This window comes from Micromonospora sp. LOL_025 (assembly GCF_048060285.1).
Taxonomy (GTDB): Bacteria; Actinomycetota; Actinomycetes; order Mycobacteriales; family Micromonosporaceae; genus Micromonospora.
Genome location: NZ_JBHMIR010000017.1, coordinates 1 through 23,561 on the forward strand (window position 1 = coordinate 1; position 23,561 = coordinate 23,561).

Below are 23,561 nucleotides of genomic sequence, written 5' to 3' on the forward strand. Positions count from 1 at the left end.
GATGGTGGCAGGTTGGCCGGCTATTCCGACGTGGACGGGGCCAACCAGCAGTGGCAGTTGGTGCGACTGGGCGGCGGAACACCCACCACCCCACCGGGCGGCAGCCGGACGTTCACGAACCCGATCAAGCGCAACGGCCCCGACCCGTGGCTCCAGGTGCACAACGGGGTCTACTACCTGGCCACGACGACGTGGAACTCGACGATCACCATTCGTCGGTCCACCACCCTCGCCGGGCTGGCCACCGCCCAGGATCAGGTGATCTTCAACCTGGCCGGACGGCCCAACGGCTGCTGCAACATGTGGGCGCCGGAGTTCCACCTGATCAATGGTCCGAACGGACCGCGGTGGTACTTCTACTACACCGCCGGGCAGAACGTGCCCGACTTCAACCCCACCCAGCGACTGCACGTGCTGGAAAGCGCCGGCACCGACCCGATGGGCCCGTACACGTTCAAGGCCGATCTGGGCAGCGACTGGCAGCTCGACGCGAGCATCATGACGGTCAACAACCGGCTCTACCTGATGGGTACGTACAACCCCGGTGGCAGCTACGGGCAGAGCCTGTTCATCACGCCGATGAGCAACCCATGGACGCTCGGCGGCAGCCGGGTTCGGTTGAGCTCCCCGACGTTGGCCTGGGAGCGGCAGACCCATCCGGTCAACGAGGGCCCGGAACCGCTGTACCGCAACGGGCGCACGATGATCGTCTACTCGGCGAGCGCCTGCTGGGGGCCGGACTACAAGCTCGGTCTGCTCACCTTCACCGGCAGCGAGCCCCTCAACCCGGCGCACTGGACCAAGGCGCCGAACCCGGTCTTCCAGCGCAGTGACGCCAACGGTGTCTACGCCCCGGGGCACAACGGGTTCTTCACGTCACCCGACGGCACCGAGAGCTGGATCGTCTACCACGCCAACGACTCGGCCGGCGGCGGCTGCGACATGAACCGGTCGACCCGAGCCCAGAAGTTCACCTGGAACGCCGACGGGACACCTAACTTCGGCGCCCCCGCCCGGCTCGGGGTCGCCCTCACCGCTCCCTCCGGGGAGTGAACCAGCCCGTCCGTCCGGCGCGGCCGCTCGCACCTCGCCTGGCCCGCATTCGAGGCCGGAAAGGAGTACCCGATGGTTTCCCGACGCACCCTGCTGGCCGCCGGAGCATCCGCGGCGATGGCCGCTGGCACCGGCGTCCTGTCTCACGGCGCCGCGCCGGCCCGGGCCGCCCTGGCCTACGGCGGCTACGTCATGGGCTACTTCACCGAGTCGCCGTCGTCGGCGGCGAACAACTACGGCCTGCACCTGGCTGTCAGCACGGACGGGCTCACCTGGACGCCGCTGAACCAGAACAACCCGGTCGTCACCCCCACCGCCGGCACCGGCGGCCTGCGTGACCCGTTCATCATGCGCAAGCAGGACAACACCTTCGTCGTGCTCGCCACCGACCTCAAGGGTACGGACTTCACACAACAGAACCAGTACATCCACGTCTGGGATTCTCCCGACTTGCGCAGCTTCACCGGCTACCGCCGGGTGCGCATGCACACGATGCCAACCCACACCTGGGCGCCGGAGGCGTTCTGGGACGCCTCCCGGGGCCAGTACGGCATCTTGTACTCCGCCAGGAACAACAACCGGGACTCCTTCTACGTCAACTACACCACCGACTTCCGTACGGTCAGCGCCCATCAGCTGTACTTCGACCCGGGATTCGACGTGCTGGACGCCACCATGCACGTCGGGAGCGGATCGAACTACCTGTACTACAAGAGCTTCGCCGACGGCCGGCTCTACGGCGCCCGGTCCAGCAGCCTCGCCCCGCGCAGCTTCGACCGTGGCACGTACACCAGCGGCGTGGTCAATGGCGGCATCGAGGCGCCGATCGTGGTCAAGGCCAACGACCGCAACGGATGGTTCCTCTGGGGCGACTCGTTCTCCCCGAACAACGGCGAGCTCTACGTCTGGCGCAGCGGCGACATCAACAGCAACAGCTGGACCCCGCTCGGCAAGGAACGCTACACCCAGCCGCTGAACGCCAAGCATCCCACCATCGCACCCATCACCGCCGCCGAGCACGTGGCGATGCTGTCCCGTTGGGGCGCACCGAACTGGAACCGGATCAAGTCCTACAACTTCCCCGACCACCTGATCCGCCATGCCAGCAACGCGGCGCGGATCGACCCCTACCCGTTCGACCCCTATGCCGACGCCCAATGGCGCCTACGACCTGGACTGGCGAATTCCTCGGGCGTGTCGTTCGAATCGGTCAACTACCCCGGCCGGTACCTGCGGCACAGCAACTACGTCCTGGTCCTGGCTTGGAACGACGGATCCTCCGGCTTTGCCGCCGACGCCACCTTCTATCGGACCGCCGGCCTCGCCGACGGCGGATGGTCCTCGTTCCGCTCGCACAACTTCAGCAATCACTACCTGCGGCATGCCGACTACGTCCTGCGCATCGACCCGATCAGCGCGTCCTCGAGCACGATGGATCGGGCGGACGCCACGTTCCAGATCGGGCACTGAACCGCTGAGCCGGCCCGGCGATTACGAAGACCGCGACCAACTACCCGAGCCGGCATGGCTGGAGCCCAGCCGCACGTCGCATACGGGCTTCCGCCGTATCAGATCGGCCAGACGATTCTTTGCGACGCCTCTTGTCAGAAAGGAGATTTCGATGGTGAGTGTGGATCGGGTGCCGCGGGTGGGTGCGCGGCGGCGTGGGTGGCGGGTGGGGTTGGCGGCGGGTGTGGCGGTGTTGTTGGCGGGTGCGGGGGTGGTGTTCGGGGGGCCGTCGGCGTCGGCGGCGACGGTGGATACGTCGGCGTCGTACGTGTTCGTGAACCGGCACAGTGGTAAGGCGATGGATGTCTATGACTGGTCGACGGCGGAGAACGCGCCGGTGAATCAGTGGACGCGTAACGATCTTGCGGTGCAGCAGTGGCAGTTCGTCGATGCCGGTGGTGGGTACTACAAGGTGCGGTCGCGGCACAGCGGGAAGGTGCTGGAGTTGCCGAGCGCGACCGATGGCACGCGGTTGGTGCAGACCAGCGACCGGGGGTCGGCCACGCAGCAGTTCCGGTTGCTGGACTCCGCGGGTGGGTTCGTGCGGTTCGTGAACCGGCAGTCGAGCAAGGTCATCGATGTGTGGGAGTGGTCGACGGCGGATGGTGGCAGGTTGGCCGGCTATTCCGACGTGGACGGGGCCAACCAGCAGTGGCAGTTGGTGCGACTGGGGGGCAGCACCCCGACCACCACACCGCCTCCGCCGACGGGTAACCCGCCGGCGTCCTACCCGCAGCCCATCAGGGTTTCGGGAGACATCGGTGTCCACGACCCCACCGTGGTCAAGCGGCCCGACGACACCTACCTGCTTGCGCACACCGGCAACAACATCGCGTTGAAAACCTCGACCGACCGGGTCACCTACCGCAACGCCGGCGCCGTCTTCCCCGGTGGCGCGCCGTGGACCACCACGTACACCGGTGGCTCGCGCAACCTGTGGGCGCCGGACCTGTCGTACCACAACGGCCGCTACTACCTGTACTACTCGGCATCGACCTTCGGCTCCAACCGCTCGGCGATCTTCCTGGCCACCAGCACCACCGGCGCGTCCGGAAGCTGGACCAACGAGGGCCTCGTCATCGAGTCGCGGACGTCGGACAACTTCAACGCGATCGACCCGAACCTCGTGGTCGACGACCAGGGCCGCTGGTGGCTGAGCTTCGGCTCGTTCTGGTCCGGAATCAAGACGATCCAGCTCGACCCGGCTACCGGACGTCGGCTCGGCACCTCGATGCAGGGCCTCGCCGCCTATGGTCCCGGCATCGAGGCACCAGTCGTGGTCAAGCGCGGTGCGTGGTACTACCTGTACGTCTCGTTCGATCGCTGCTGCCAGGGCGCCAGCAGCACGTACCGCGTCATGGTGGGCCGGTCGGCGAGCCCGACCGGGCCGTTCGTCGACCGCGCCGGTCGGGACCTGCTTTCCGGCGGGGGCACTCAGATCCTCGCCTCGCACGGCAGTGTCCACGGCCCCGGCCACCAGGCGTTCCTCGCAGGTGCTGACGGCGACTACCTGTTCTACCACTACTACGCCGACAGCGGCGCGTCGCTGCTCGGCATCAACCGCATCGGCTACGACGCCGCTGCCTGGCCCTACGTGTACTGACCCGGCCGATTCCGGTGGGCGGGCCCGCGCCTGCCCACCGGGATGCTCCGCACCCTCGAACCCGGACTCGGGCCACGCCGAGCTGGATGCCCTCACGCTCACCTCCGCTGACCGACGATCTCGCCCAACTGGGAGGGCACATGCCGCATCAGCACCCGTTCCGTCCAGTCAACCGCCGGGCGATCAGCCCGGGGTCCACCGACCGCCGTACCCGCTGGCGCCTGCGGTCGGTCCTGGCCGCGGTACTCGCGATACTCGCCGTGTCGGCCGGCCTTCCGGTGGCTGGCCCGGCGCAGGCCGCGCCGCCGGTGAACTACACCAACCCGCTGGCGACCCAGCGGGCCGACCCGCACATCGTCAGGCACACCGACGGCTACTACTACATGACCGCGACGGTGCCGCAGTACGACCGGATCGTGCTGCGTCGGGCCACCACACTGCAGGGGCTGGCCACCGCTGCGGAGACGACGATCTGGCGCCGGCACACCAGCGGGGAGATGGGCGCCCACATCTGGGCACCCGAGATCCACTTCATCAACAACCGGTGGTACGTGTACTTCGCCGCGGGGCGGAGCGACGACGTGTGGCGGATCCGGATGTACGTGCTGGAGAACGCAAACGCGAACCCGCTGGCCGGCTCGTGGACCGAGCGCGGCCGGATCACCACCCCGTGGGACACCTTCAGCCTGGACGCCTCGACGTTCGTGGTCAGTGGGGTGCGCTATCTGACGTGGGCGCAGCAGGAGCCCGGCATCTCCACCAACTCCAACGTCTACCTCGCCCGGATGGGTGCCAACCCGTGGCAGATCACGGGCACGGTGACCCGGCTCGTCGTGCCGACGTACGACTGGGAGACCCGCGGCTACCGGGTGGCCGAGGGGCCGGCGGTGATCCAGCGCAACGGCCGGGTCTTCCTGACCTACTCGGCCAGCGCCACGGACGCCAACTACTGCCTCGGCATGTTGAGCGCCTCCGCCGGCGCGAACCTGCTCGACGCCGCCTCCTGGAGCAAGAGTCCGACCCCGGTGTTCGCCAGCAACGCGGCCACCGGCCAGTACGGCCCGGGCCACAACTCTTTCACCGTCTCGGAGGACGGGCAGAGCGACATCCTGGTCTACCACGACCGCAACTACCGCGACATCAGCGGCGATCCGCTCAACGATCCGAACCGGCGGACCCGGATCCAGAAGCTGTACTGGAACGCCGACGGCACCCCGAACCTCGGCATCCCGGTGCCCGACGGGGCCACCCCGGTGCGGTTGCGCTCGCACGACCTGACCGCCAGCTACGTCCGACACTACGATCACCGGGCCCGCGTCGAGCCGAACGTGACCAACCTGGCCGACTCGCAGTTCCGCATCGTCGCCGGCCTCGCCGGCGCCGGATCCGTGTCGCTGGAGTCGACCAACTTCCCGGGCTACTACCTGCGCCACCGAGACTTCGCCCTGTACGTGGAGCAGAACGACGGCTCGGCCCTCTTCGGCGCTGACGCGAGCTTCCACCGCCGGTCCGGCCTGGCCGCCAGCGCCGGGCTCTCCCTGGAGTCACAGAACTTCCCGGGCCGGTACGTACGCCACCGCGGCGGACTGCTCCACGTGGAAGCGGTGAGTTCGAGCGCCGAGCGTGCCTCCGCCACCTTCCACCTGGAATAGCCAGCCACCCACCCGGATCAGCGACCCACCGGCTCCGGTGACCGCGGTTCTCGGTCACCTCGGTGGGCTCGCCCTGAGCCTCTCGACCATGCCAGGAGGAACGATGCCCCTGAAAACCATGAGAAGTCCGTTCAGCCGCGAATCGATCCGCCGCGGCCGGCGTAGCGGCCTGGCGCTGGCCATGATCACCGCGCTGGCCGGCGCGGCCGGTGTCGCCGTGGTCAGCGCACCGCCGGCGCAGGCGGCAACCATCGACACCAGCGCCTACTACGTACTGGTCAACCGACACAGCGGCAAGGTCCTCGACGTCCGGGACACCTCGGCGGAGGACGGCGCCGTGATCCAACAGTGGTCCCGCAACGACGGCGAGTGGCAACAGTTCCAGTTCGCCTCCTCCGGCAGCGGCTACTACCGCCTCAAGGCTCGGCACAGCGGCAAGGTAGTCGACCTCTGGGAGTGGAACGTCGCCGACGGCGCCGAGTACCGTCAGTGGCCCGATCTCAACGCCACCAACCAGCAGTTCCAGGTTCTCGACTCCGACGGCGGTCATGTCCGGCTGATCAACCGCCATTCCGGCAAGGCGCTGGAGGCATGGGAGTGGTCCACCGCCGACGGCGCCCGGATCAGTCAGTACACCGATCTCAACGGTGCGAACCAGCAGTGGCAGATGGTTCGGGTGGGTGGCGGGGGTGCTCCGACCACGCCACCACCGGGCACCGGTTGTGGCAGCGGGGCGACCAACGCCGAGGCCGTGCTGAGCGGTAGCACCTGGACGGCCCGTAATGGTTCGTCGACGGTCTATTCGGGTTCGAGCATGCTGTCGGCGATGCAGGCGGCGGTGAACTCGCTGTCGGCGGGCCGGACGTCGAAGCAGCGGGTGGTGGTTCGTGGCTCCGGGTCGATGAGCGCGGGTTCGCGGTTGTCGCTGCCGTCGTACACGACCCTGGCGGTGTGCGGCACGATCAACGTCACCGGATCGGGTTCGGGCGACCAGGCGCCGGTGTACTCGCGGGGCACCACGGACGTCGAGGTGCAGAACCTGACGCTGACCGGGTCGCCGTTGTACGGGATCTTCATGCGCAACGTGAACAACCTGACCCTGGGCCAGATCGACATGCGGGTCTCCTCGGGCCTGGGGGTGCGCATCGACAACCACGGTGGAGACCGGGCGGTGAAGGTGCGCAACGTCCGCATCGACAACGTGTACGTCTCGGGGACCGGTGCGCACGGAGTGGAGACGTACGGTGTGGACGGCCTGACGGTGGGAACGGTCACGGCGCGGAACACCGGCTACTCCGGCCTGCTGCTGAACGACACGATCAACGCCACGGTCGGCACGGTCGACGCGCAGGGCGCCGGCACCGGGACCGGGTACGCCGCGTTCCGCATGGCCAACCGCAACGGCCGGGTGGGTAGCTCGTACCCGACCAACATCCGGGTCGGCAACGTGATCGCCTCCGGCGGCGGCCGGGGGATCTTCTGCGTGTCCGAGTCCGGGGGCGCGGTCATCGACCGAGTGACGATCTCGAACACGGGGAACAACGCGATCCTGGTGGAGAACTGCTACAACGTCACCATCGCCGGGGTGTCCGGGACGGTGACGGGCGGCGGCGAGGTGAGGATCTCCTCGCGCACGGAGTTCCCGATCTCCTCCGGCATCCGTTTCCAGAACCTGACGGTCAGCGGCACCAATATCACCCAGAGTCCCTGCGGCGGGGCCAACAACACGATCAGCAACGTCACCAGGGTCAACTCGACGCTGAACTGGTGTTGAGCGGTGGCGCGCCGCGCCGGCTCGATTCGGCGTGCCATTTCGGGAGGCCTGTCTGAACCCTCGTCGTCGGCGTCGTCGGCGCAGTGATCGCGTCGCCTCCGGCCCAGGCCGCGGTCATCGACACCAGCGCCTACTACGTGCTGGTCAATCGGCACAGCGGCAAGGTTCTCGATGTCGCCGACACGTCGACCGCCGACGGCGCGCCTATCCAGCAGTGGTCCCGCAACGACGGTGCCTGGCAGCAGTTCCGGTTCGTCAGTTCCGGCAGTGGCTACTACCGGTTGCAGGCCCGCAACAGCGGCAAAGTTGTCGATCTGTGGGAATGGAACACCACTGACGGCGCGGAGTACCGGCAGTGGCCCGATCTCAACGCGACCAACCAGCAGTTGCAGGTCCCCGACTCGGACGGCGGCTACGTCCGTCTGATCAACCGGCGCTCCAGCAAGGCGATGGAGGTGTCGGAATGGCTCGACACCGCCTGCAACGTGAAGCCCATCGTCACGGCGAGCGCCGGGGCCGGTCGGATCAGCGTCTGATCTGGCGCCGCTTCGAACGACCACGGCACCGCAGGGGCCGGGCCGTCCGGCATCTCCGGAGGTCCGGCCCGACCGTTGGTGACGGGGGAGGGGCGCACGCCCGGGACCGCGTCCTGGCACTGCCGGTGGTGGAAGGGCTCGATGGGCCTGCCCACACAGGCCGGTCGGCGCGAACGCCAGTGACAGCGGCCGGCAGGACGCCAGCTTCCGCGTCTCCTGATCCCGTCGATCCCGTCTCCGGAAGGCAGGTCCCCCATGAGAACGGCTACGCGGCCTCTGACGGCCGTCCTGACCGCTCTTGCCACCGCCCTGGCAGGTGCGACCCTCGTTTCCGTCCCGCCCGCCCCGGCGGCGCCCGGCAGCCCCGCCGTCCGGCCGCCGCTGGGCTGGAACAGCTGGAACACGTTCGGCTGTGACATCAACGAAACCAAGATCCGCGCGGCCGCCGACGCCATGGTCAGCTCCGGCATGCGGGCGGCCGGCTACGAGTACGTCGTCGTCGACGACTGCTGGCAGGCGACGACCCGTGACGCCTCCGGAAACCTCCGCTCCGACCCCGTGCGCTTCCCGTCCGGCATGAGGGCGCTCGGCGACTACATTCACGGCAGAGGGCTGAAGTTCGGCATCTACCAGGCGCCGCGCGAGGAGACCTGCGCGCAGTACTTCAACACCATCGGTGGTGCCACGGGCGCACTGGGCCACGAGCAGCAGGATGCCGACACATTCGCCGCGTGGGGCGTCGACTTCCTCAAGTACGACTGGTGTTCACCCTGGGGCACCGTCAACGACCAGGTCGCGAGCTTCTCGAAGATGCGCGACGCACTACGCGCCACGGGGCGGCCGATCGTCTACTCGATCAACCCCAACAGCGTGCACGCCAACACGGGCCCGTCCTACAACTGGGGTTCGGTCGCGGACATGTGGCGCACGACCGAGGACATCACCGACCGGTGGAGCACCGGCTGCCGCGCCGACTGCTTCATGGGAATCACCGAGATTCTCGACGTGCAGGCGCCCCTTCACCCCTGGGCGGGGCCGCAGCACTGGAACGATCCCGACATGCTCGAAGTGGGCGTACGCGGCACGTTCACCCCCACCGAGAACCGGGCGCACTTTAGCATGTGGGCCATCATGGCGGCCCCGCTGATCGCGGGCAACGACATCACCTCGATGTCCTCCGACGTACGCACGGTACTGACGAACCCCGACGTGCTCGCCATCAACCAGGACAGTGCCGGTCGGCAGGCCCGCCGGGTCCGTGACTTCGGCGAGACCGAGGTGTGGGCCAAGACGCTCAGCGACGGCTCAGGCGCGGTCGCCCTGCTGAACCGCTCGGGCAGCACCGCGACGGTCTCCACCACCGCCACGGAGATCGGCATGGACGCGGCAGGTACCTACAGCCTGTTCGACGTCTGGACCAAGGCGGCCCGGAACACCACCGGGGCGATCAGCGCAAGCGTCCCGCCGCACGGGGTGGTCATGTACCGGGTCCGAGCCGGCGCCACGACCCCCGTCACGAACTTCAGCCTGCGCGGAGCCGGATCAGGCCGTTGCCTGGATGTGCTCGGCGGCGTACCGAACGACGGCACCCAGGCGGTCATCTGGGACTGCAACGGTGGCATCACCCAGATCATCACCGCTACTGCCGGCCAGTTACGCATCGGTGGCAGATGCCTCGACGCCGAGAACAACGGCACCGCGGACCGCACCAGGGTGATCCTCTGGGCCTGCGGCACCGGCGCGAACCAACAGTGGACCATGCAGGCCGACGGCACCGTCCGTGGCGTTCAGTCGGGCAAGTGTCTCGATGCCAGCGGGGGCAGCACCGCCAACAACGCTCCGCTGATCCTGTGGACCTGTACCGGCGCGGCGAACCAACGGTGGACCCGCATCTGAACGCGACGGTGACCGGCGCATCGGGAATGACGATGGCGCCGAAGCCGCAGGGCGGGGGTGACGAGTCCGATCAGTGAAGAACGCTCTGCTCATCGCTTCCGTTACGGAGCTGTTGCGGCCCAGTGTCTTGACGGCGTTGTATGTGAGCGTTAACACTATGCCGGTCATCGATCGGAGGTGGTCATGAGCAGTGCGGATGGTGGGGACGAGCGGTACGTGGTCGGAGTCGACTACGGCACGCTCTCCGGGCGGGCCCTCGTGGTGCGGGTTCGTGATGGCGCGGAGGTCGGCAGCGCGGTGCACGAGTACCGCCACGGCGTGATCGACTCCGTGCTCCCCGACGGCGGTCCTGCTCTGCCCCCGGACTGGGCCCTGCAGGACCCGGAGGACTACCGCGACGTCCTGCGGTACGCCGTCCCCGCCGCGCTGGCGGACGCCGGCGTGGACCGGTCCCAGGTCGTCGGCATCGGCACCGACTTCACCGCCTGCACGGTGCTGCCGACGCTCGCCGACGGCACCCCGCTGTGTGAGGTCCCGGAGCTGCGCCACCGGCCGCACGCCTGGGTGAAGCTGTGGAAGCACCACGCGGCCCAGTCGCACGCCGACCGGATCAACGCGCTGGCCCACGAGCGGAACGAGCCGTGGATCGGTCGGTACGGCGGCAGGATCTCCGCCGAATGGCAGTTCGCCAAGGGCCTGCAGATCCTCGAGGAGGACCCAGAGGTCTACCGGCGCGCCGAGCGCTTCATCGAGGCGGCCGACTGGATCGTGTGGCAGCTGTGCGACGAGGAGACCCGCAACGTCTGCACCGCCGGTTACAAGGGCATCCGGCAGGACGGTCGGTATCCGTCGACGGAGTACCTGAGCGCGCTGAACCCGGGCTTCGTCGACTTCGTGACCAAACTGGACGGCCGACTGCTGCCCTTGGGCGACCGGGCCGGCACCCTCAGCGCCCGCGCGGCCGCCTGGACCGGGTTGCCGGCGGGCATCGCCGTCGCGGTCGGCAACGTCGACGCGCACGTCACCGTGGCCGCCGCCCGGGCGCTGGAGCCCGGCCGGCTGGTGGCGATCATGGGCACGTCCACCTGCCACGTCCTCAACGGCACCCACCCGGCCGAGGTGCCGGGGATGTGCGGTGTCGTCGACGGCGGCATCAGCTCCGGCGCGTGGGGCTACGAGGCCGGACAGAGCGGCGTCGGGGACATCTTCGGCTGGTTCGTGGAGCATGCCGCCCCGGCGGGGATCGCCTCGCACGAGCGCCTCACCGAGCTGGCCGCATGCCAGCCGGTCGGCGCGCACGGCCTGGTCGCGCTGGACTGGTGGAGCGGCAACCGGTCGTTGCTGGTCAACCACGACCTCAGCGGGCTGGTCGTCGGGCTGACACTGGCGACCCGGCCGCAGGACGTCTACCGGGCGCTGCTGGAGTCCACGGCCTTCGGCACCCGCATGATCATCGAGGCGTTCGTCGAGGCCGGAGTGTCGGTGAACGACCTGGTCGTCGCGGGTGGTCTCACCTCGAACCGCCTGCTCATGCAGATCTACGCCGATGTCACCAACCGTCCGCTGGGCATCATCGGCTCCGCCCAGGGGCCGGCGCTCGGCTCGGCGATCCACGCGGCGGTCGCCGCCGGGGCGTACCCGGACGTCCACCGCGCCGCGGAGGCGATGGGCCGGGTGGACGAGGGCGTGTACCAGCCGGACCCGGACAACGTGCGGGCGTACGACGCCCTCTACGCCGAGTACCGGGCACTGCACGACCACTTCGGTCGAGGCGGCAACGACGTCATGCTCCGCCTGCGGGCGATTCGGAACGCTGCCGTGGACGCGGTGTCGAGTGAAACGGTTCTGGAGGTGGTCGTATGAACTCCGATCTGGCGCGGCAGGTGAGCTCCCTGCGCGAGACGGTGGCCTGCCTGCACGGCGAACTGACCCGGTACGGCCTGGTGGCGTGGACCTCCGGCAACGTCTCGGCGCGCGTCCCGGGGCAGGACCTCCTGGTGATCAAGCCCAGCGGCGTCGACTACGACGACCTGACGGCAGAAACGATGGTCGTCTGCGACCTGAACGGGACCGTCGTCGACGGAGGCGGGGCCCCGTCCAGCGACACCGCGGCGCACGCCTACGTCTACCGCGCCATGCCCGAGGTCGGCGGCGTCGTGCACACGCACAGCAGCTACGCCACCGCCTGGGCGGCCCGGGGTGAGGCGATCCCGTGCTGGCTGACCGCCCAGGCCGACGAGTTCGGCGGGGAGATCCCGGTGGGGCCGTTCGCGCTGATCGGCGGGGACGACATCGGCAAGGGGATCGTCAGCACCCTGTCCGGGCACCGCTCGACCGCGGTGCTCATGCGCAACCACGGCGTCTTCACGATCGGCAGGGACGCCCGCGCGGCGGTCAAGGCCGCGGTGATGTGCGAGGACGTCGCCCGTACCGCGCACCTGGCGAGGGCACTCGGGCAGCCACTGTCGATCGCACAGGCCGACATCAACTCGCTCTACGACCGCTACCAGAACGTCTACGGCCAACGCTCCACCATCGGATGACCGGCCACCCTCGAACCTCCTGACCGGGCACGCCCAGCCGGCACAGCCCCTTGTCGCAACCACCCCCCCATCACCACACCGGGCACGGCCTGGCAGGCCACCTGTCCGGATCACCCATCCCGAGGAGAACCGATGAGAACCTGGAGAACGGCACGCACCGTCATTGCGGTCGTCGCCGCTGTGCTGCTCGCGGGCAGCGCGTCGGCCTGCGGCAACAGCGACACCGGCGGCGATTCCGCCGACGACGGCAAGATCACGCTGGGCTTCTCCCAGGTCGGCGCGGAGAGCGGTTGGCGCACGGCGAACACCATCTCGATCAAGGAGGCGGCGGCGGCAGCGGGCGTCGAGCTGAAGTTCGACGACGCCCAGCAGAAGCAGGAAAACCAGATCAAGGCGATCCGCAACTACATCCAGCAGAAGGTCGACGTCATCGCCTTCTCGCCCGTCGTCGAGTCCGGCTGGGACACCGTGCTCAAGGAGGCGAAGGACGCCAACATCCCGGTCATCCTGACCGACCGCTCCGTCGACTCGGCGGACAAGTCCCTCTACAAGACCTTCCTCGGCTCGGACTTCGTCAAGGAGGGCCGCCTGGCCGGCGAGTGGCTGGTGGAGAACAAGAAGGCCGCCGCCGGGCCGGTCACCATCGTCGAGTTGCAGGGCAGCACCGGCTCGGCGCCGGCCAACGACCGCAAGAAGGGCTTCGCCGAGGCGATCGCCGCCAGCCCGAACCTGCAAATCGTCGCCTCCCAGTCGGGTGACTTCACCCGGGCCGGGGGCAAGCAGGTCATGGAACAGTTCCTCAAGGCCAACCCGAAGATCGACGTGCTCTTCGCGCACAACGACGACATGGGTCTGGGCGCGCTGGAGGCGATCACCGCCGCCGGCAAGACGCCGGGCAAGGACATCACCATCATCACGATCGACGCCGTGAAGGACGGCATGCAGGCCCTCGCCGACGGCAAGTTCAACTTCATCGCGGAGTGCAGCCCGCTGCTCGGCCCGCAGCTGATGGACCTGGCGAAGAAGGTCCACGCCGGCGAGGAGGTGCCGCCCCGGATCGAGACCGAGGAGACCACCTTCACGCAGGAGCAGGCCAAGGCGGCCCTGCCCAACCGCAAGTACTGACTGACGTCGGGGTCGCCGTCCGGGGGACGGCGACCCCGACCCGTCGCTCACTCTTGTCTACCGACACGATGCGGAAGAGGTCCGATGGGATGACGGGTAGCCGTCCGGTCCTGACCATGACCGGGATCAGCAAGACATTCCCCGGGGTACGCGCGCTCCACGATGTCGACTTCCGGTTGTTTCCGGGCGAGGTCCACGCCCTGATGGGCGAGAACGGCGCCGGCAAGTCGACTTTGATCAAGGTGTTGACCGGCGTCCACGGAACCGACGAGGGCACTGTCACCCTCGACGGTCGACAGGTCGCCTTCACCGGCCCGATGCAGGCGGCCGCCTCCGGCGTGAGCACCGTCTACCAGGAGGTCAACCTCTGCACCAACCTGTCCGTGGCGGAGAACATCTTCATCGGCCGGGAACCGCGCCGCCTCGGCGCCATCCGGTGGGGCGAGACGCGACGGCGGGCGCGGGCACTCCTGGCCCGGCTGGACCTCGACATCGACGTCACCGCGCAACTGGGGGCGTATTCGCTGGCGGTGCAGCAGATGGTTGCCATCGCCCGCGCGATCGACGTACGGGCCCGGGTGCTGATCCTCGACGAGCCGACGTCCAGCCTGGACGCGGGAGAGGTCGCGCAGTTGTTCCGGATCATGCGGCAGCTGCGCGACGGGGGCATGGCGATCCTCTTCGTCACCCACTTCCTCGACCAGGTGTACGGCATCGCCGACCGCATCACGGTGCTGCGCAACGGCACGCTGGTGGGGGAGTACCGGACCGGGGAGCTGCCCCAGGTCGACCTCGTCGAGAAGATGATCGGCAAGGAACTCGACGTGCTGGAGCGCCTCGACGAGCAGCAGAAGCGAGCCAGTGCCGTCCGGTCCGGCGAGGCCCCGTTGGTGGAGGCGTCGGGCCTGGGCCGCAGGGGTGCGGTCGCCCCGTTCGACCTGCGGATCCACGCCGGCGAGGTGGTCGGCCTCGCCGGCCTGCTCGGCTCCGGCCGCACCGAGGTCGCGCGGTTGCTGTTCGGCGCCGACCGCGCCGACCACGGCAAGGTCGTCATCGACGGTGGCGCGGCGGCCCTGCGTGGCCCGGTCCAGGCCATCGACCGCGGCGTGGGGTTCTGCTCGGAGAACCGCCGGGCGGAGGGCATCGTGCCTGAGCTGTCGGTGCGGGAGAACATGATCCTCGCGATGCAGGCCGCGCGCGGCTGGCTACGGCCGATTTCCCGTCGCCGACAGGACGAGCTGGTCGAGAAGTACGTCAAGGCGCTCAGCATCCGGCCGGCGAACCCGGACCTGCCGGTGCGTAACCTCTCCGGCGGCAACCAGCAGAAGGTGCTTCTGGCGCGCTGGCTCATCACCGAGCCGCGTCTGTTGATCCTCGACGAGCCCACGCGCGGAATCGACGTCGGCGCGAAGGCCGAGATCCAGAAGCTGGTGGTGCAGCTCTCCGACGGCGGCATGGCGGTGCTGTTCATCTCCGCGGAGCTGGAGGAGGTGCTGCGGCTGAGCCACCGCGTCGCCGTGATGCGCGACCGGACCATGGTCGCCCAGATCGACAACGACGACACTCTCGACGCCGACCGCGTCATGCGCACCATCGCCAGTGGAACCAGCAGTGAGGAGGTGAACCGATGAACGCCGTCGTCGAGCGCCTCCGTCCGCTGACCGGCCACCGCCTGTTCTGGCCCGCGCTCGTGCTGGCGATCATGATCGCCGCCAACACGGTCTACCGGCCCGGCTTCCTCTCCGTCGAGGTCAAGAACGGGCACCTGTACGGGACCCCGGTCGACATCCTCCGGCTGAGCGCCCCGCTGATCCTTGTCGCGTTGGGCATGACCCTCGTCATCGCCACCGGCGGCATCGACCTCTCCGTCGGCTCACTGTCGGCGATCAGCGGCGCCATAGCCTGCCTCTACATCAGCGAGACAGCCGACCAGAACAGCGTGGCGACCGTTCTCACGGCGCTCGCGCTGGCCTTCGGCGCCGCGCTCGTGCTCGGCGCCTGGAACGGGGTGCTGGTCGCCGTCATCGGCATCCAGCCGATCATCGCCACGCTGATCCTGATGGTTGCTGGCCGAGGGCTCGCGCAACTGGTCACCGAGGGGCAGATCATCACGATCAACTCCGGTCCGTACCGCGCGATCGGGCTCGGGCACTTCCTGACCCTCCCGCTGGCCGTCTTCATCGCCCTGGGGGTGGCCCTGCTCATCGCCGCGTTCACCCGTCGCACCGCGCTCGGCTTGATCGTCGAGTCCGTCGGCGGCAACGCCGAGGCGAGCCGGCTGGCCGGCATCCGCTCCGGGCGCGTCATCTTCCTGGTGTACGTCGTCAGCGCGGCCTGCGCCGCGATCGCCGGGTTCATGATGACGGCGAACGTGTCCAGCGCCGACGGCAACGCCGTTGGTCTCTGGGTGGAGCTCGACGCGATCCTCGCGGTGGTCATCGGCGGCACGTCCCTCGCGGGCGGCCGGTTCTCCCTCGGCGGCACCATCCTCGGTGCGCTGATCATCCAGACCCTCACCACCACGGTCTACGCCATGAACATCTCGCCGCAGACGGCCCTGCTGTTCAAGGCGGTCGTCGTCATCGCCGTCTGCCTCATCCAGTCGCCGGCGTTCCGGGCGAGGTTCCGCCGCCGACGGGACGCAACCACACCCGGGCCCACGGTGGGGCGGCGGGAGAAGGAGCAGGTGCCGGCATGAGCAGTACGTCGCTGACCACCGGCCGCACCTGGCGGCCCGGGGTGCCCCGGCGGCACGTCCCGGTCCTGGCCACGCTCGCCCTGCTGCTGGTCATGTACGGCGTCGGCGTGTCCCAGTACCGGGCGTTCTCCAACGTGCAGGTCGTCTTCAACGTCTTCATCGACAACGGTTTCCTGCTGGTCGTCGCGGTCGGCATGACCTTCGTGATCCTCACCGGTGGCATCGACCTGTCGGTCGGCTCCGTCGTCGCGATGACCGCGATGGTGTCGGCGTCGCTGCTGCAGAACGGGCTGCCCGCTGGCCTGGTGCTGGTGATCGCGCTGCTGATCGGTCCGACTCTCGGGTTCCTGATGGGCTGCGCGATCCACTTCTTCGAGATCCAACCGTTCATCGCCACCCTCGCCGGGATGTTCTTCGCCCGGGGCATGTGCACGTTCATCAGCGACGCGTCGATCCCCATCACCGACGGGTTCTGGACGGCTGTGTCGCAGGAGCGCATCGGGGATCCCAGGGGGAGCTTCGTGACGATCAGCGTGCTGATCGCGTTCGCGGTGGTGCTCGTGGCCGCCTACGTGCTCACGTACACCCGCTTCGGCCGCAACGTGTACGCGATCGGCGGCAACCCGCAGTCGGCGCTGCTGATGGGCCTGCCGGTGGGGCGTACCCGCATCGCCGTCTACACGGTGAGCGGGTTGTGCTCGGCGGTCGGCGGCATCCTGCTGTCGTTCTACACGCTCTCCGGCGCACCGCTGATCGCCGTCGGCATGGAGCTGGACGTGATCGCGGCCGTCGTCATCGGCGGCACCGTGCTCACCGGCGGGTCCGGCTACGTGTTCGGCACCGTGCTGGGTGTGCTGGTGCTGGGCGTGATCCAGACCCTGATCACCTTCGACGGGAGCCTGAACTCCTGGTGGACGAGGATCGTGATCGGTGGCCTGCTCTTCGCCTTCATCCTCCTCCAGCGCCTCATCGGCATCCGCTTCAAGTGACCGCCCTCTCGGAAGGCAATCGCATGGCAACGCACGCTGAACCCGAGGTCTGGTTCCTCACCGGCAGCCAGGGCCTGTACGGCGAGGAGACCCTCCGGCAGGTCGCCGAGCAGTCCCGGCAGATCGCCGCGCAGCTCGACGACTCGCCGGGGATCCCGGTCCGGGTGGTCTGGAAGCCGGTCCTGACCTCCAGCGCCGACATCCTCAAGGTCTGTCGGGACGCGGCAGCACAGGGAGCCGTCGGGGTGGTCGCCTGGATGCACACCTTCTCGCCGGCCAAGATGTGGATCGCCGGCCTGGACGCCCTGCGGACGCCGCTGCTGCACCTGCACACCCAGGCCAACGTCCTCCTGCCGTGGGACGAGATCGACATGGACTTCATGAACCTGAACCAGGCCGCGCACGGCGACCGCGAGTTCGGCTTCATCCAGACCCGCCTCGGCGTGGCCCGCAAGACCGTCGCGGGGCACGTGAGCGACCCGCGGGTGATCGCCCGTGTCGGCGCGTGGGCGCGCGCGGCGCTCGGGTACTCGGCGATGCGGTCGCTGCGGCTGGCCCGCTTCGGCGACAACATGCGCGACGTGGCCGTGACCGAGGGCGACAAGGTCGAGGCGGAGCTGCGGTTCGGCGTCTCGGTCAACACCTACGGCGTCAACGACCTCGTGGCGGTCGTCGACCAGGTGACTGACGCTCGGATCGACGACCTGGTCAAGGAGTACGACGACACGTACCGGGTCGACCCGCGGCTACGGCCGGGCGGGGCGCGACACGACTCCCTGCGCTACGCCGCGCGCCTGGAACTGGGCCTGCGCGCGTTCCTCGACGAGGGCGGCTTCCGGGCCTTCACCACGAACTTCGAGGACCTCGGCGGTCTGCGCCAACTGCCCGGCATCGCCGTGCAGCGACTCATGGCCGACGGCTACGGCTTCGGCGGCGAGGGCGACTGGAAGACCTCGGTGCTGGTGCACTCGCTCAAGGCGATGGCGGTCGGGGTGGAGGGCGGGACGTCCTTCATGGAGGACTACACCTACGACCTGACGCCCGGCAACGAGCTGGTGCTCGGCGCCCACATGCTCGAGGTGTGCCCGACGATCGCCGCCGACACCCCGAAGGTCGAGATCCATCCGTTGAGCATCGGTGGGCGCGAGGACCCCGTCCGGATGGTGTTCGACGCGGCGCCTGGTCCCGCCGTGGTGCTCGGCCTCACGGACATGGGGGAACGCTTCCGCCTGGTGGCCAACGAGGTCGACGTGGTGGTGCCGCCGCACCCGCTGCGGAAGCTGCCGGTCGCCCGGGCCGTCTGGCGGCCCCGCCCGCACCTGGCCGGCTCGGCGGAGGCATGGATCACCGCCGGCGCCCCGCACCACACCGTGCTGTCCCAGGCGGTGGGCGTCGAGGAACTGCACGACCTGGCGGACATGACCCGTACTGAGCTGGTCGTCATCGACGCGCACACCGACACGCGCCGCTTCGCCGACGAGATCCGTTGGAACCAGGCGTACTACCGGCTCGCCCGGGGGTTCTGAGCGCCCACCCTTCGACGATCCGGGTGGCCCCTCCACACGGAGGCCGCCCGGGCGGGGGCCACCCGGGCGGACGCCGGGTGGCTTTCTCTTCGCGTTTCGGCTACCGGCCGTCACCGGGCGGGAGCGCGGATCGTCGGGCGGGCGCTGATGGTGCGTTGATCACCCTGGGAACACCGCGGCAGCGCCGCGCCGGATCGCCGGGTCAGCCGTTCCCTGGTCAGTGGGACGGCTGGCGTAGACTGTCGAGGTTCCAACCCCGGCCACCGTACCCACACGGGCGCGGCGGTCGCGAGGGCGGATTTCGTACCACGAAGGCCGCTCCCGTCGACCTCGACGCGCGATCGCCGACGGGGCGGGCGGGGGAGGGTGAGGTGGCCGTGCGCGGTCCTGCGATGACGGACGTGGCTCGCCTCGCAGGCGTCTCCCATCAGACGGTGTCCCGGGTGCTCAACGGGCATCCGAACGTGCGCGAGCAGACCCGGCTGCGGGTCCAGGCGGCCATCGCGGAGCTCGGCTACCGGCCCAACCGTGCGGCCCGGGCGCTGGTCACCGGCCGGTCCCAGGTGATCGGCGTGGTCGCGCAGAACACCACCCTCTACGGTCCGGCCTCGCTGCTGGCCGCCCTGGAGCAGGCGGCCGCCGAGGCGGGGTTCGCGGTCAGCGTCGGCAGCGTGAGCGATCTCGACCACCAGTCCATCTCCGCGGCGGTGGAGCGGCACCTCGCACACCGGGTCGCCGGCATCGTGGTGATCGCACCGGTCGAGTCGGCGGGAGAGGCCCTCGAACGGCTCCCCAAGGACGTCCCGTTGGTCACCGTCGACGGCGACCCGCGCCGCCCGGTGCCCCTGGTGACGGTCGACCAGGTCGCCGGGGCCCGAGCCGCCACCCAGCACCTCCTCGACGCCGGGCACCGGACGGTCTGGCATGTCTCCGGGCCGTCGGACTGGTTCGACAGCGCCGGCCGGATCGACGGATGGCGGGAGACGTTGCAGGCGGCGGGGGCCGAGTTGCCGCCGCTGCTGCCGGCGGACTGGTCGGCGGCCGCGGGGTACCGGTGCGGGCAGATGTTGGCCCGGATGCCCGAGGTCACCGCGGTCTTCACCGCCAACGACCATCTGGCGCTCGGTGTGCTGCGGGCGTTGTACGAGCACGGCCGGCGGGTGCCGGACGACATCAGCGTGGTGGGCTTCGACGACGTGCCCGAGGCGGCGTACTTCATTCCGCCGCTGACCACCGTGCGCCCCGACTTCGCCGCGGTCGCCCGGGCGAGCCTGGACCTGCTGCTCGCTCAGATCGAGTCCGGTGTCGTCGGCCCGCTGCGACGGACAGTCGCACCGAGCCTGGTCGTGCGCGGCAGCGTCGGCGCCCCCGCGCGTTGACCCGGCCGGAATTCCCGCGCAACGTCGACAACCTGAGCACGGGATGGAGACGTACGGCGTGGACGATCGGTACGGTCACCGCGCGATCAGCGACGTCACGCGGGTCGACTCCACGCTGACCTGGCGTCGATTGCGGGTCGCCGCCGTTGCGGGATGCTCGGCCGACCCGACCGGCCGCCTGGCAGCGGCGACGCCGCGGAAATCGGCACGCCGTCGGCCGCGCACCCACTGGCGCAGCTGGCCGGCCAGGTGGCCGGCCAGCTGCGCCGGCATGGAGCGGGTGGCGCCCGCCGACCCGCCCGTGCGGTCAGATGAAGCGCCAGCGCCGGTCGGCTGCCCCGCTGTCGTCGGCGAGGACGATCAGGGCGCCCTGGCTGCCGGAGCCGCCGCTGACGCCGAGGACCCGACCGCCGTTGGCGCACTGGATGCGGAAGTAGCCGCTGCCGCCGTAGCGCAACCGCCACCGATGGTCGGTCGCGCCGTTGTCGGCCCACTGCACGATCCGGGCGCCGGCGGCGCTGGAACCGCCCTCGACCCCGAGCACCTTGCCGCTGTGCGAGTTGCGCAGGCGCAGGTAGCCGCCGGTGTCCACGGCCGCGGTCCACAGGTGGTCGGCCGTGCCGCTGTCGCCCCACTGGAGGATGAGCCCGCCGTCGGCGGTGGACATGTCCCGTACGCCGAGTACGAGCCCGCTGGCGAGGTTCTGGATCCGGCGGGCGCCGTTGGGCACGAACCGCCACTGGTTGTCCGGGCTGCCGTTGTCCCGGTCCTGCACCGCCTGGGCGCCCTGCGAGGTGGCATCGCCGGCGATGGCGAGCAGCTTGCCGCTGTGCACATTGCGCAGCTTGTGCGTGCCGTCGCCCACGTCGACGGGCGTCCACAGGTGGTCCGCGGTGCCGTTGTCGGCCCACTGGAGGACGCGGGCGTTGTCGGCGGTGGACATGTTCTCCACCCCGAGCACCTTGCCGCTGTTGACGTTGCGCAGCCGGATCGCCGATCCGTCGATCAGGGGCTGCCAGTCGTGGTCGGCGGTGCCGGTGTCGCCCCATTGCAGGGCGAGGCCGCCGTCGGCGGTGGACATGTCCCGGATGCCGAGTACGAGGCCGCTGGCCGCGTTGACGAGGCGGAAGCTGGCCTCGTCGTCCCCACCGCCGGGGGCGGCGCTCCAGTAGACCGTGTAGTTGTGTCCGTGCGCGTCGTAGAACGGTCCGAGGTTGACCGTGGCGCCGTCGGCCACGGCGGTGAACGCGAGGGCGCTGGTGCTGGTCCGCGTGATCGAGGCGGTGTTCAGCGAGGGCAGCCCACTCAGAGCGGTGTTGCCGTAGTTGCCGGAGAGCACCACCGGCCCGTACGTGATCGCCTGCACTGCGGCATTGTCGTTGGCGGGGGAGAGCACGACCCGCATCGGCAGCTGGACGGTGACCACGTCGCCGGAGGTCCAGGACCGGGTGAGGCTGGCGTAGCTGCCAGGCGTCGTGGCGATGTTCTGCGGCGTGCCGTTGACGCTGACGGTGGCGCCGCTCGTCCACCCGGGGATCCGGATCCGCATCGTCCACGACCCGCCGGCTGCGCCGGTGACGGTTAGGGCGGTGGTGTCGCCAACCGGGTACGAGGTGGTCTGGGTGACCGTGATCCCGCGCTGTGACCAGGTGAGCACAGACGGCATGAAGAGGTTCACCGTCAGCGTGCTGCCGTGGTGGAAGTAGATCGAGTCCATCAGCGTGGTGTTGGTCTCCACCCCGGTGCCCTGGCAGCACCAGAACGAGTGGTAGTCGGTGCTCCAGGTGCCACCTCCCCACGCCGGGCCGACACCGCGCCGGCCGCCGGGGTTCAGCGGTGTGAAGTAGGTGATGTGCCCGTGGTTGTCGGCCGGGTTCTGCTGGCCGATCATGTGGTTGAGCAGGGCCCGCTCGTAGAAGTCGAAGTAGGCGGCCCGGTTCGGGTCCAGCAGCCACAGCTCCCGGGTGAGCTTCAGCATGTTGTACGTGTTACACGCCTCGCAGGTGTCCGAGAGCAGGTGTCCGGCGATGGCGTGGGGTGCCCGGAAGTGCTCGGCCTGGCTGTTGCCGCCGATCACGTAGCTGTGCGCGTTGACGGTGATGTTCCACGCGTTGCTGGCGATGTCCCGGTAGCGGGCCGTGCCGGTGGCCTTGAACTCCCGGGCGGCACCGATCCACTTCGGCACCTGTGTGTTGGCGTGCAGCCCGTTGAGCTGGTCGGAGTTGGCGGCGAGGGGGTTGAACACGGCGTCGTGGTCGAACCGCTGGGCGGCGGTGAGCCACCGGACGGTGCCGGTCTGCTGGTAGAGGTCCGCCAGGACGGCGTTCATGCCGCCGAACTCGGTGCCCAGCGTGGCCTGCATCTGGGCGGTGGTGAGTCGGGCGGTACGCCAGTCGACCCAGCCGGCCAGCGCCAGCAGCACGTCGCGGGCCTGGGCGTTGCCGATGAGGCGCCAGACGTCGAGCAGCCCAGCGAGGGTCTTGTGAATGCAGTAGTACGGCACGTTGCCGTTGCCCAGCGTCCGCGCCTCCAGCGCGGTGAACTCGGATTCGGGGAATCCGGACAGGTATCCGGCGTTGAATCCGGCGGCAGCGTTGTTGGCCTGACACCTCGCCAGCTCCGCCACCATGTAATTCGCCTTGTCCCGGCAGGTGGTGTCGCCGAGCACCGCCCACGCGTGGGCCCATGCGGTCAGGAAGTGTCCCTGCACGTGGGTGCGGAACGGAAACGTCGGGGCGTCCCACCCGCCGGTCGCGGCGGCACCGGCAGTGGAGAGGCGGTGGTTGGCGCGGAAGTTGTACAGAAGCCGGTTGACGTCGACGAAGCGCAGGTAGTTCAGCGTACGGCCCTGGTTCTCCTGCCAACGGCTCGTGGACAGCCGGACCTGGCCTGGCTCGAAAGCGTAGGCAGAGACGCCGATGTCGGACCGGGCCGGGGGCAGGGCGGCGCTGGTCGCACCGCCGCCGCTGACGGCGCCGAGAACGGACCCGCCGGTGCTGGCGACGGCGACCATCCCAGCGGATCTGAGCAGGTGTCGACGGTTGAGGAAGGGAGAGGGCATCACGGCCTCCGGGCGCGGTGGGCGGGGTGGTGGTCGGCCCGGCCCATGCGGTCCCATCGCTGGACGAGCACCACCGGGCCGGGTCGGGCGGCGCCGCCCCTCTGAAGCAGGACCCCCGGCAGCGCACCTGTCGCCGGTTGAGGCGCCGCATCGGAAGGCGGTGCTGGGCGGGGCGTGCCTGCCCCGGGGCCCGGTGCCTGGTCGGCAGAGGGCCCGA

Annotated in this window: 17 protein-coding genes; 15 read left to right on the plus strand and 2 right to left on the minus strand. The window is 69.5% G+C overall.

The window, feature by feature from the left end; genetic code table 11:
- The 15 genes from ACFHW0_RS20380 to ACFHW0_RS20450 form a co-directional block, all read left to right on the plus strand.
- Positions 1-1,053: family 43 glycosylhydrolase (locus ACFHW0_RS20380; protein WP_416609853.1), on the plus strand; the 1,053-nt coding region annotated here is incomplete at its 5' end.
- 72 nt (positions 1,054-1,125) lie between these two features.
- On the plus strand, positions 1,126-2,523 hold the full coding sequence (locus tag ACFHW0_RS20385) for a glycoside hydrolase family 43 protein (protein WP_416609855.1): 1,398 nt from the start codon (positions 1,126-1,128) through the stop codon (positions 2,521-2,523).
- A complete protein-coding gene (locus ACFHW0_RS20390; protein WP_416609857.1) occupies positions 2,435-4,165 on the plus strand; it encodes a family 43 glycosylhydrolase in 1,731 nt (576 codons plus the stop codon). Before ACFHW0_RS20385 ends, ACFHW0_RS20390 begins: the two co-directional genes overlap by 89 nt.
- Positions 4,166-4,305: 140 nt before the next feature.
- Entirely contained in the window at positions 4,306-5,817 is a 1,512-nt protein-coding gene (locus ACFHW0_RS20395; RefSeq protein ID WP_416609859.1) for a family 43 glycosylhydrolase, read from the plus strand.
- Between the two features lie 118 nt (positions 5,818-5,935).
- Positions 5,936-7,591 carry an RICIN domain-containing protein gene (locus ACFHW0_RS20400; RefSeq protein ID WP_416609861.1) on the plus strand — a complete coding sequence of 552 codons (1,656 nt, stop codon included), beginning with the start codon at positions 5,936-5,938 and terminating at the stop codon, positions 7,589-7,591.
- Between the two features lie 83 nt (positions 7,592-7,674).
- Positions 7,675-8,127: an RICIN domain-containing protein gene (locus ACFHW0_RS20405; protein WP_416609863.1), complete on the plus strand. Its 453-nt coding sequence runs from the start codon at positions 7,675-7,677 to the stop codon at positions 8,125-8,127.
- 255 nt (positions 8,128-8,382) lie between these two features.
- On the plus strand, positions 8,383-10,023 hold the full coding sequence (locus tag ACFHW0_RS20410; RefSeq protein WP_416609865.1) for a glycoside hydrolase family 27 protein: 1,641 nt from the start codon (positions 8,383-8,385) through the stop codon (positions 10,021-10,023).
- A 183-nt stretch (positions 10,024-10,206) separates the two neighbouring features.
- Positions 10,207-11,886: a ribulokinase gene (gene araB, locus ACFHW0_RS20415; protein WP_416609867.1), complete on the plus strand. Its 1,680-nt coding sequence runs from the start codon at positions 10,207-10,209 to the stop codon at positions 11,884-11,886.
- Entirely contained in the window at positions 11,883-12,566 is a 684-nt protein-coding gene (locus tag ACFHW0_RS20420; protein WP_416609869.1) for an L-ribulose-5-phosphate 4-epimerase, read from the plus strand. The genes araB and ACFHW0_RS20420 overlap by 4 nt, the downstream gene beginning before the upstream one ends.
- A gap of 132 nt (positions 12,567-12,698) precedes the next feature.
- Positions 12,699-13,691, plus strand: coding sequence for an ABC transporter substrate-binding protein (locus tag ACFHW0_RS20425; protein ID WP_416609871.1), 993 nt, complete (start codon positions 12,699-12,701; stop codon positions 13,689-13,691).
- Between the two features lie 89 nt (positions 13,692-13,780).
- On the plus strand, positions 13,781-15,322 hold the full coding sequence (locus tag ACFHW0_RS20430; protein WP_416609873.1) for a sugar ABC transporter ATP-binding protein: 1,542 nt from the start codon (positions 13,781-13,783) through the stop codon (positions 15,320-15,322).
- Positions 15,319-16,389, plus strand: coding sequence for an ABC transporter permease (locus tag ACFHW0_RS20435; protein ID WP_416609875.1), 1,071 nt, complete (start codon positions 15,319-15,321; stop codon positions 16,387-16,389). Before ACFHW0_RS20430 ends, ACFHW0_RS20435 begins: the two co-directional genes overlap by 4 nt.
- Positions 16,386-17,378: a galactofuranose ABC transporter, permease protein YjfF gene (yjfF, locus tag ACFHW0_RS20440; RefSeq protein ID WP_416609877.1), complete on the plus strand. Its 993-nt coding sequence runs from the start codon at positions 16,386-16,388 to the stop codon at positions 17,376-17,378. Before ACFHW0_RS20435 ends, yjfF begins: the two co-directional genes overlap by 4 nt.
- A gap of 23 nt (positions 17,379-17,401) precedes the next feature.
- The gene (gene araA / locus ACFHW0_RS20445) at positions 17,402-18,904 is read left to right on the plus strand and encodes an L-arabinose isomerase (RefSeq protein ID WP_416609879.1); all 1,503 of its coding nucleotides are present in this window, start codon (positions 17,402-17,404) and stop codon (positions 18,902-18,904) included.
- Positions 18,905-19,296: 392 nt separating this feature from the next.
- Complete coding sequence (locus tag ACFHW0_RS20450; protein WP_416609881.1) at positions 19,297-20,283, plus strand: LacI family DNA-binding transcriptional regulator; 987 nt, start codon at positions 19,297-19,299, stop codon at positions 20,281-20,283.
- Positions 20,284-20,358: 75 nt separating this feature from the next.
- Here ACFHW0_RS20450 and ACFHW0_RS20455 read toward each other — a convergent pair whose 3' ends face one another.
- Both ACFHW0_RS20455 and ACFHW0_RS20460 read right to left on the minus strand, forming a co-directional pair.
- Positions 20,359-20,556: a hypothetical protein gene (locus ACFHW0_RS20455; RefSeq protein WP_416609883.1), complete on the minus strand. Its 198-nt coding sequence runs from the start codon at positions 20,554-20,556 to the stop codon at positions 20,359-20,361.
- Between the two features lie 34 nt (positions 20,557-20,590).
- A complete protein-coding gene (locus ACFHW0_RS20460; protein ID WP_416609885.1) occupies positions 20,591-23,344 on the minus strand; it encodes a beta-L-arabinofuranosidase domain-containing protein in 2,754 nt (917 codons plus the stop codon).
- Positions 23,345-23,561: the final 217 nt, after the last annotated feature.

Bases quoted from the DNA above. Each gene is read 5' to 3' on its own strand.
- araA (WP_416609879.1), top strand. From the start codon at position 17,402: ATGGCAACGCACGCTGAACCCGAGGTCTGGTTCCTCACCGGCAGCCAG.
- ACFHW0_RS20395 (WP_416609859.1), top strand. From the start codon at position 4,306: ATGCCGCATCAGCACCCGTTCCGTCCAGTCAACCGCCGGGCGATCAGC.
- ACFHW0_RS20450 (WP_416609881.1), top strand. From the start codon at position 19,297: ATGACGGACGTGGCTCGCCTCGCAGGCGTCTCCCATCAGACGGTGTCC.
- araB (WP_416609867.1), top strand. From the start codon at position 10,207: ATGAGCAGTGCGGATGGTGGGGACGAGCGGTACGTGGTCGGAGTCGAC.
- ACFHW0_RS20425 (WP_416609871.1), top strand. From the start codon at position 12,699: ATGAGAACCTGGAGAACGGCACGCACCGTCATTGCGGTCGTCGCCGCT.
- ACFHW0_RS20420 (WP_416609869.1), top strand. From the start codon at position 11,883: ATGAACTCCGATCTGGCGCGGCAGGTGAGCTCCCTGCGCGAGACGGTG.
- ACFHW0_RS20385 (WP_416609855.1), top strand. From the start codon at position 1,126: ATGGTTTCCCGACGCACCCTGCTGGCCGCCGGAGCATCCGCGGCGATG.
- ACFHW0_RS20390 (WP_416609857.1), top strand. From the start codon at position 2,435: ATGCCGACTACGTCCTGCGCATCGACCCGATCAGCGCGTCCTCGAGCA.
- ACFHW0_RS20435 (WP_416609875.1), top strand. From the start codon at position 15,319: ATGAACGCCGTCGTCGAGCGCCTCCGTCCGCTGACCGGCCACCGCCTG.
- yjfF (WP_416609877.1), top strand. From the start codon at position 16,386: ATGAGCAGTACGTCGCTGACCACCGGCCGCACCTGGCGGCCCGGGGTG.
- ACFHW0_RS20460 (WP_416609885.1), bottom strand. From the start codon at position 23,344: ATGCCCTCTCCCTTCCTCAACCGTCGACACCTGCTCAGATCCGCTGGG.
- ACFHW0_RS20430 (WP_416609873.1), top strand. From the start codon at position 13,781: ATGACGGGTAGCCGTCCGGTCCTGACCATGACCGGGATCAGCAAGACA.
- ACFHW0_RS20455 (WP_416609883.1), bottom strand. From the start codon at position 20,556: ATGCCGGCGCAGCTGGCCGGCCACCTGGCCGGCCAGCTGCGCCAGTGG.
- ACFHW0_RS20410 (WP_416609865.1), top strand. From the start codon at position 8,383: ATGAGAACGGCTACGCGGCCTCTGACGGCCGTCCTGACCGCTCTTGCC.
- ACFHW0_RS20400 (WP_416609861.1), top strand. From the start codon at position 5,936: ATGAGAAGTCCGTTCAGCCGCGAATCGATCCGCCGCGGCCGGCGTAGC.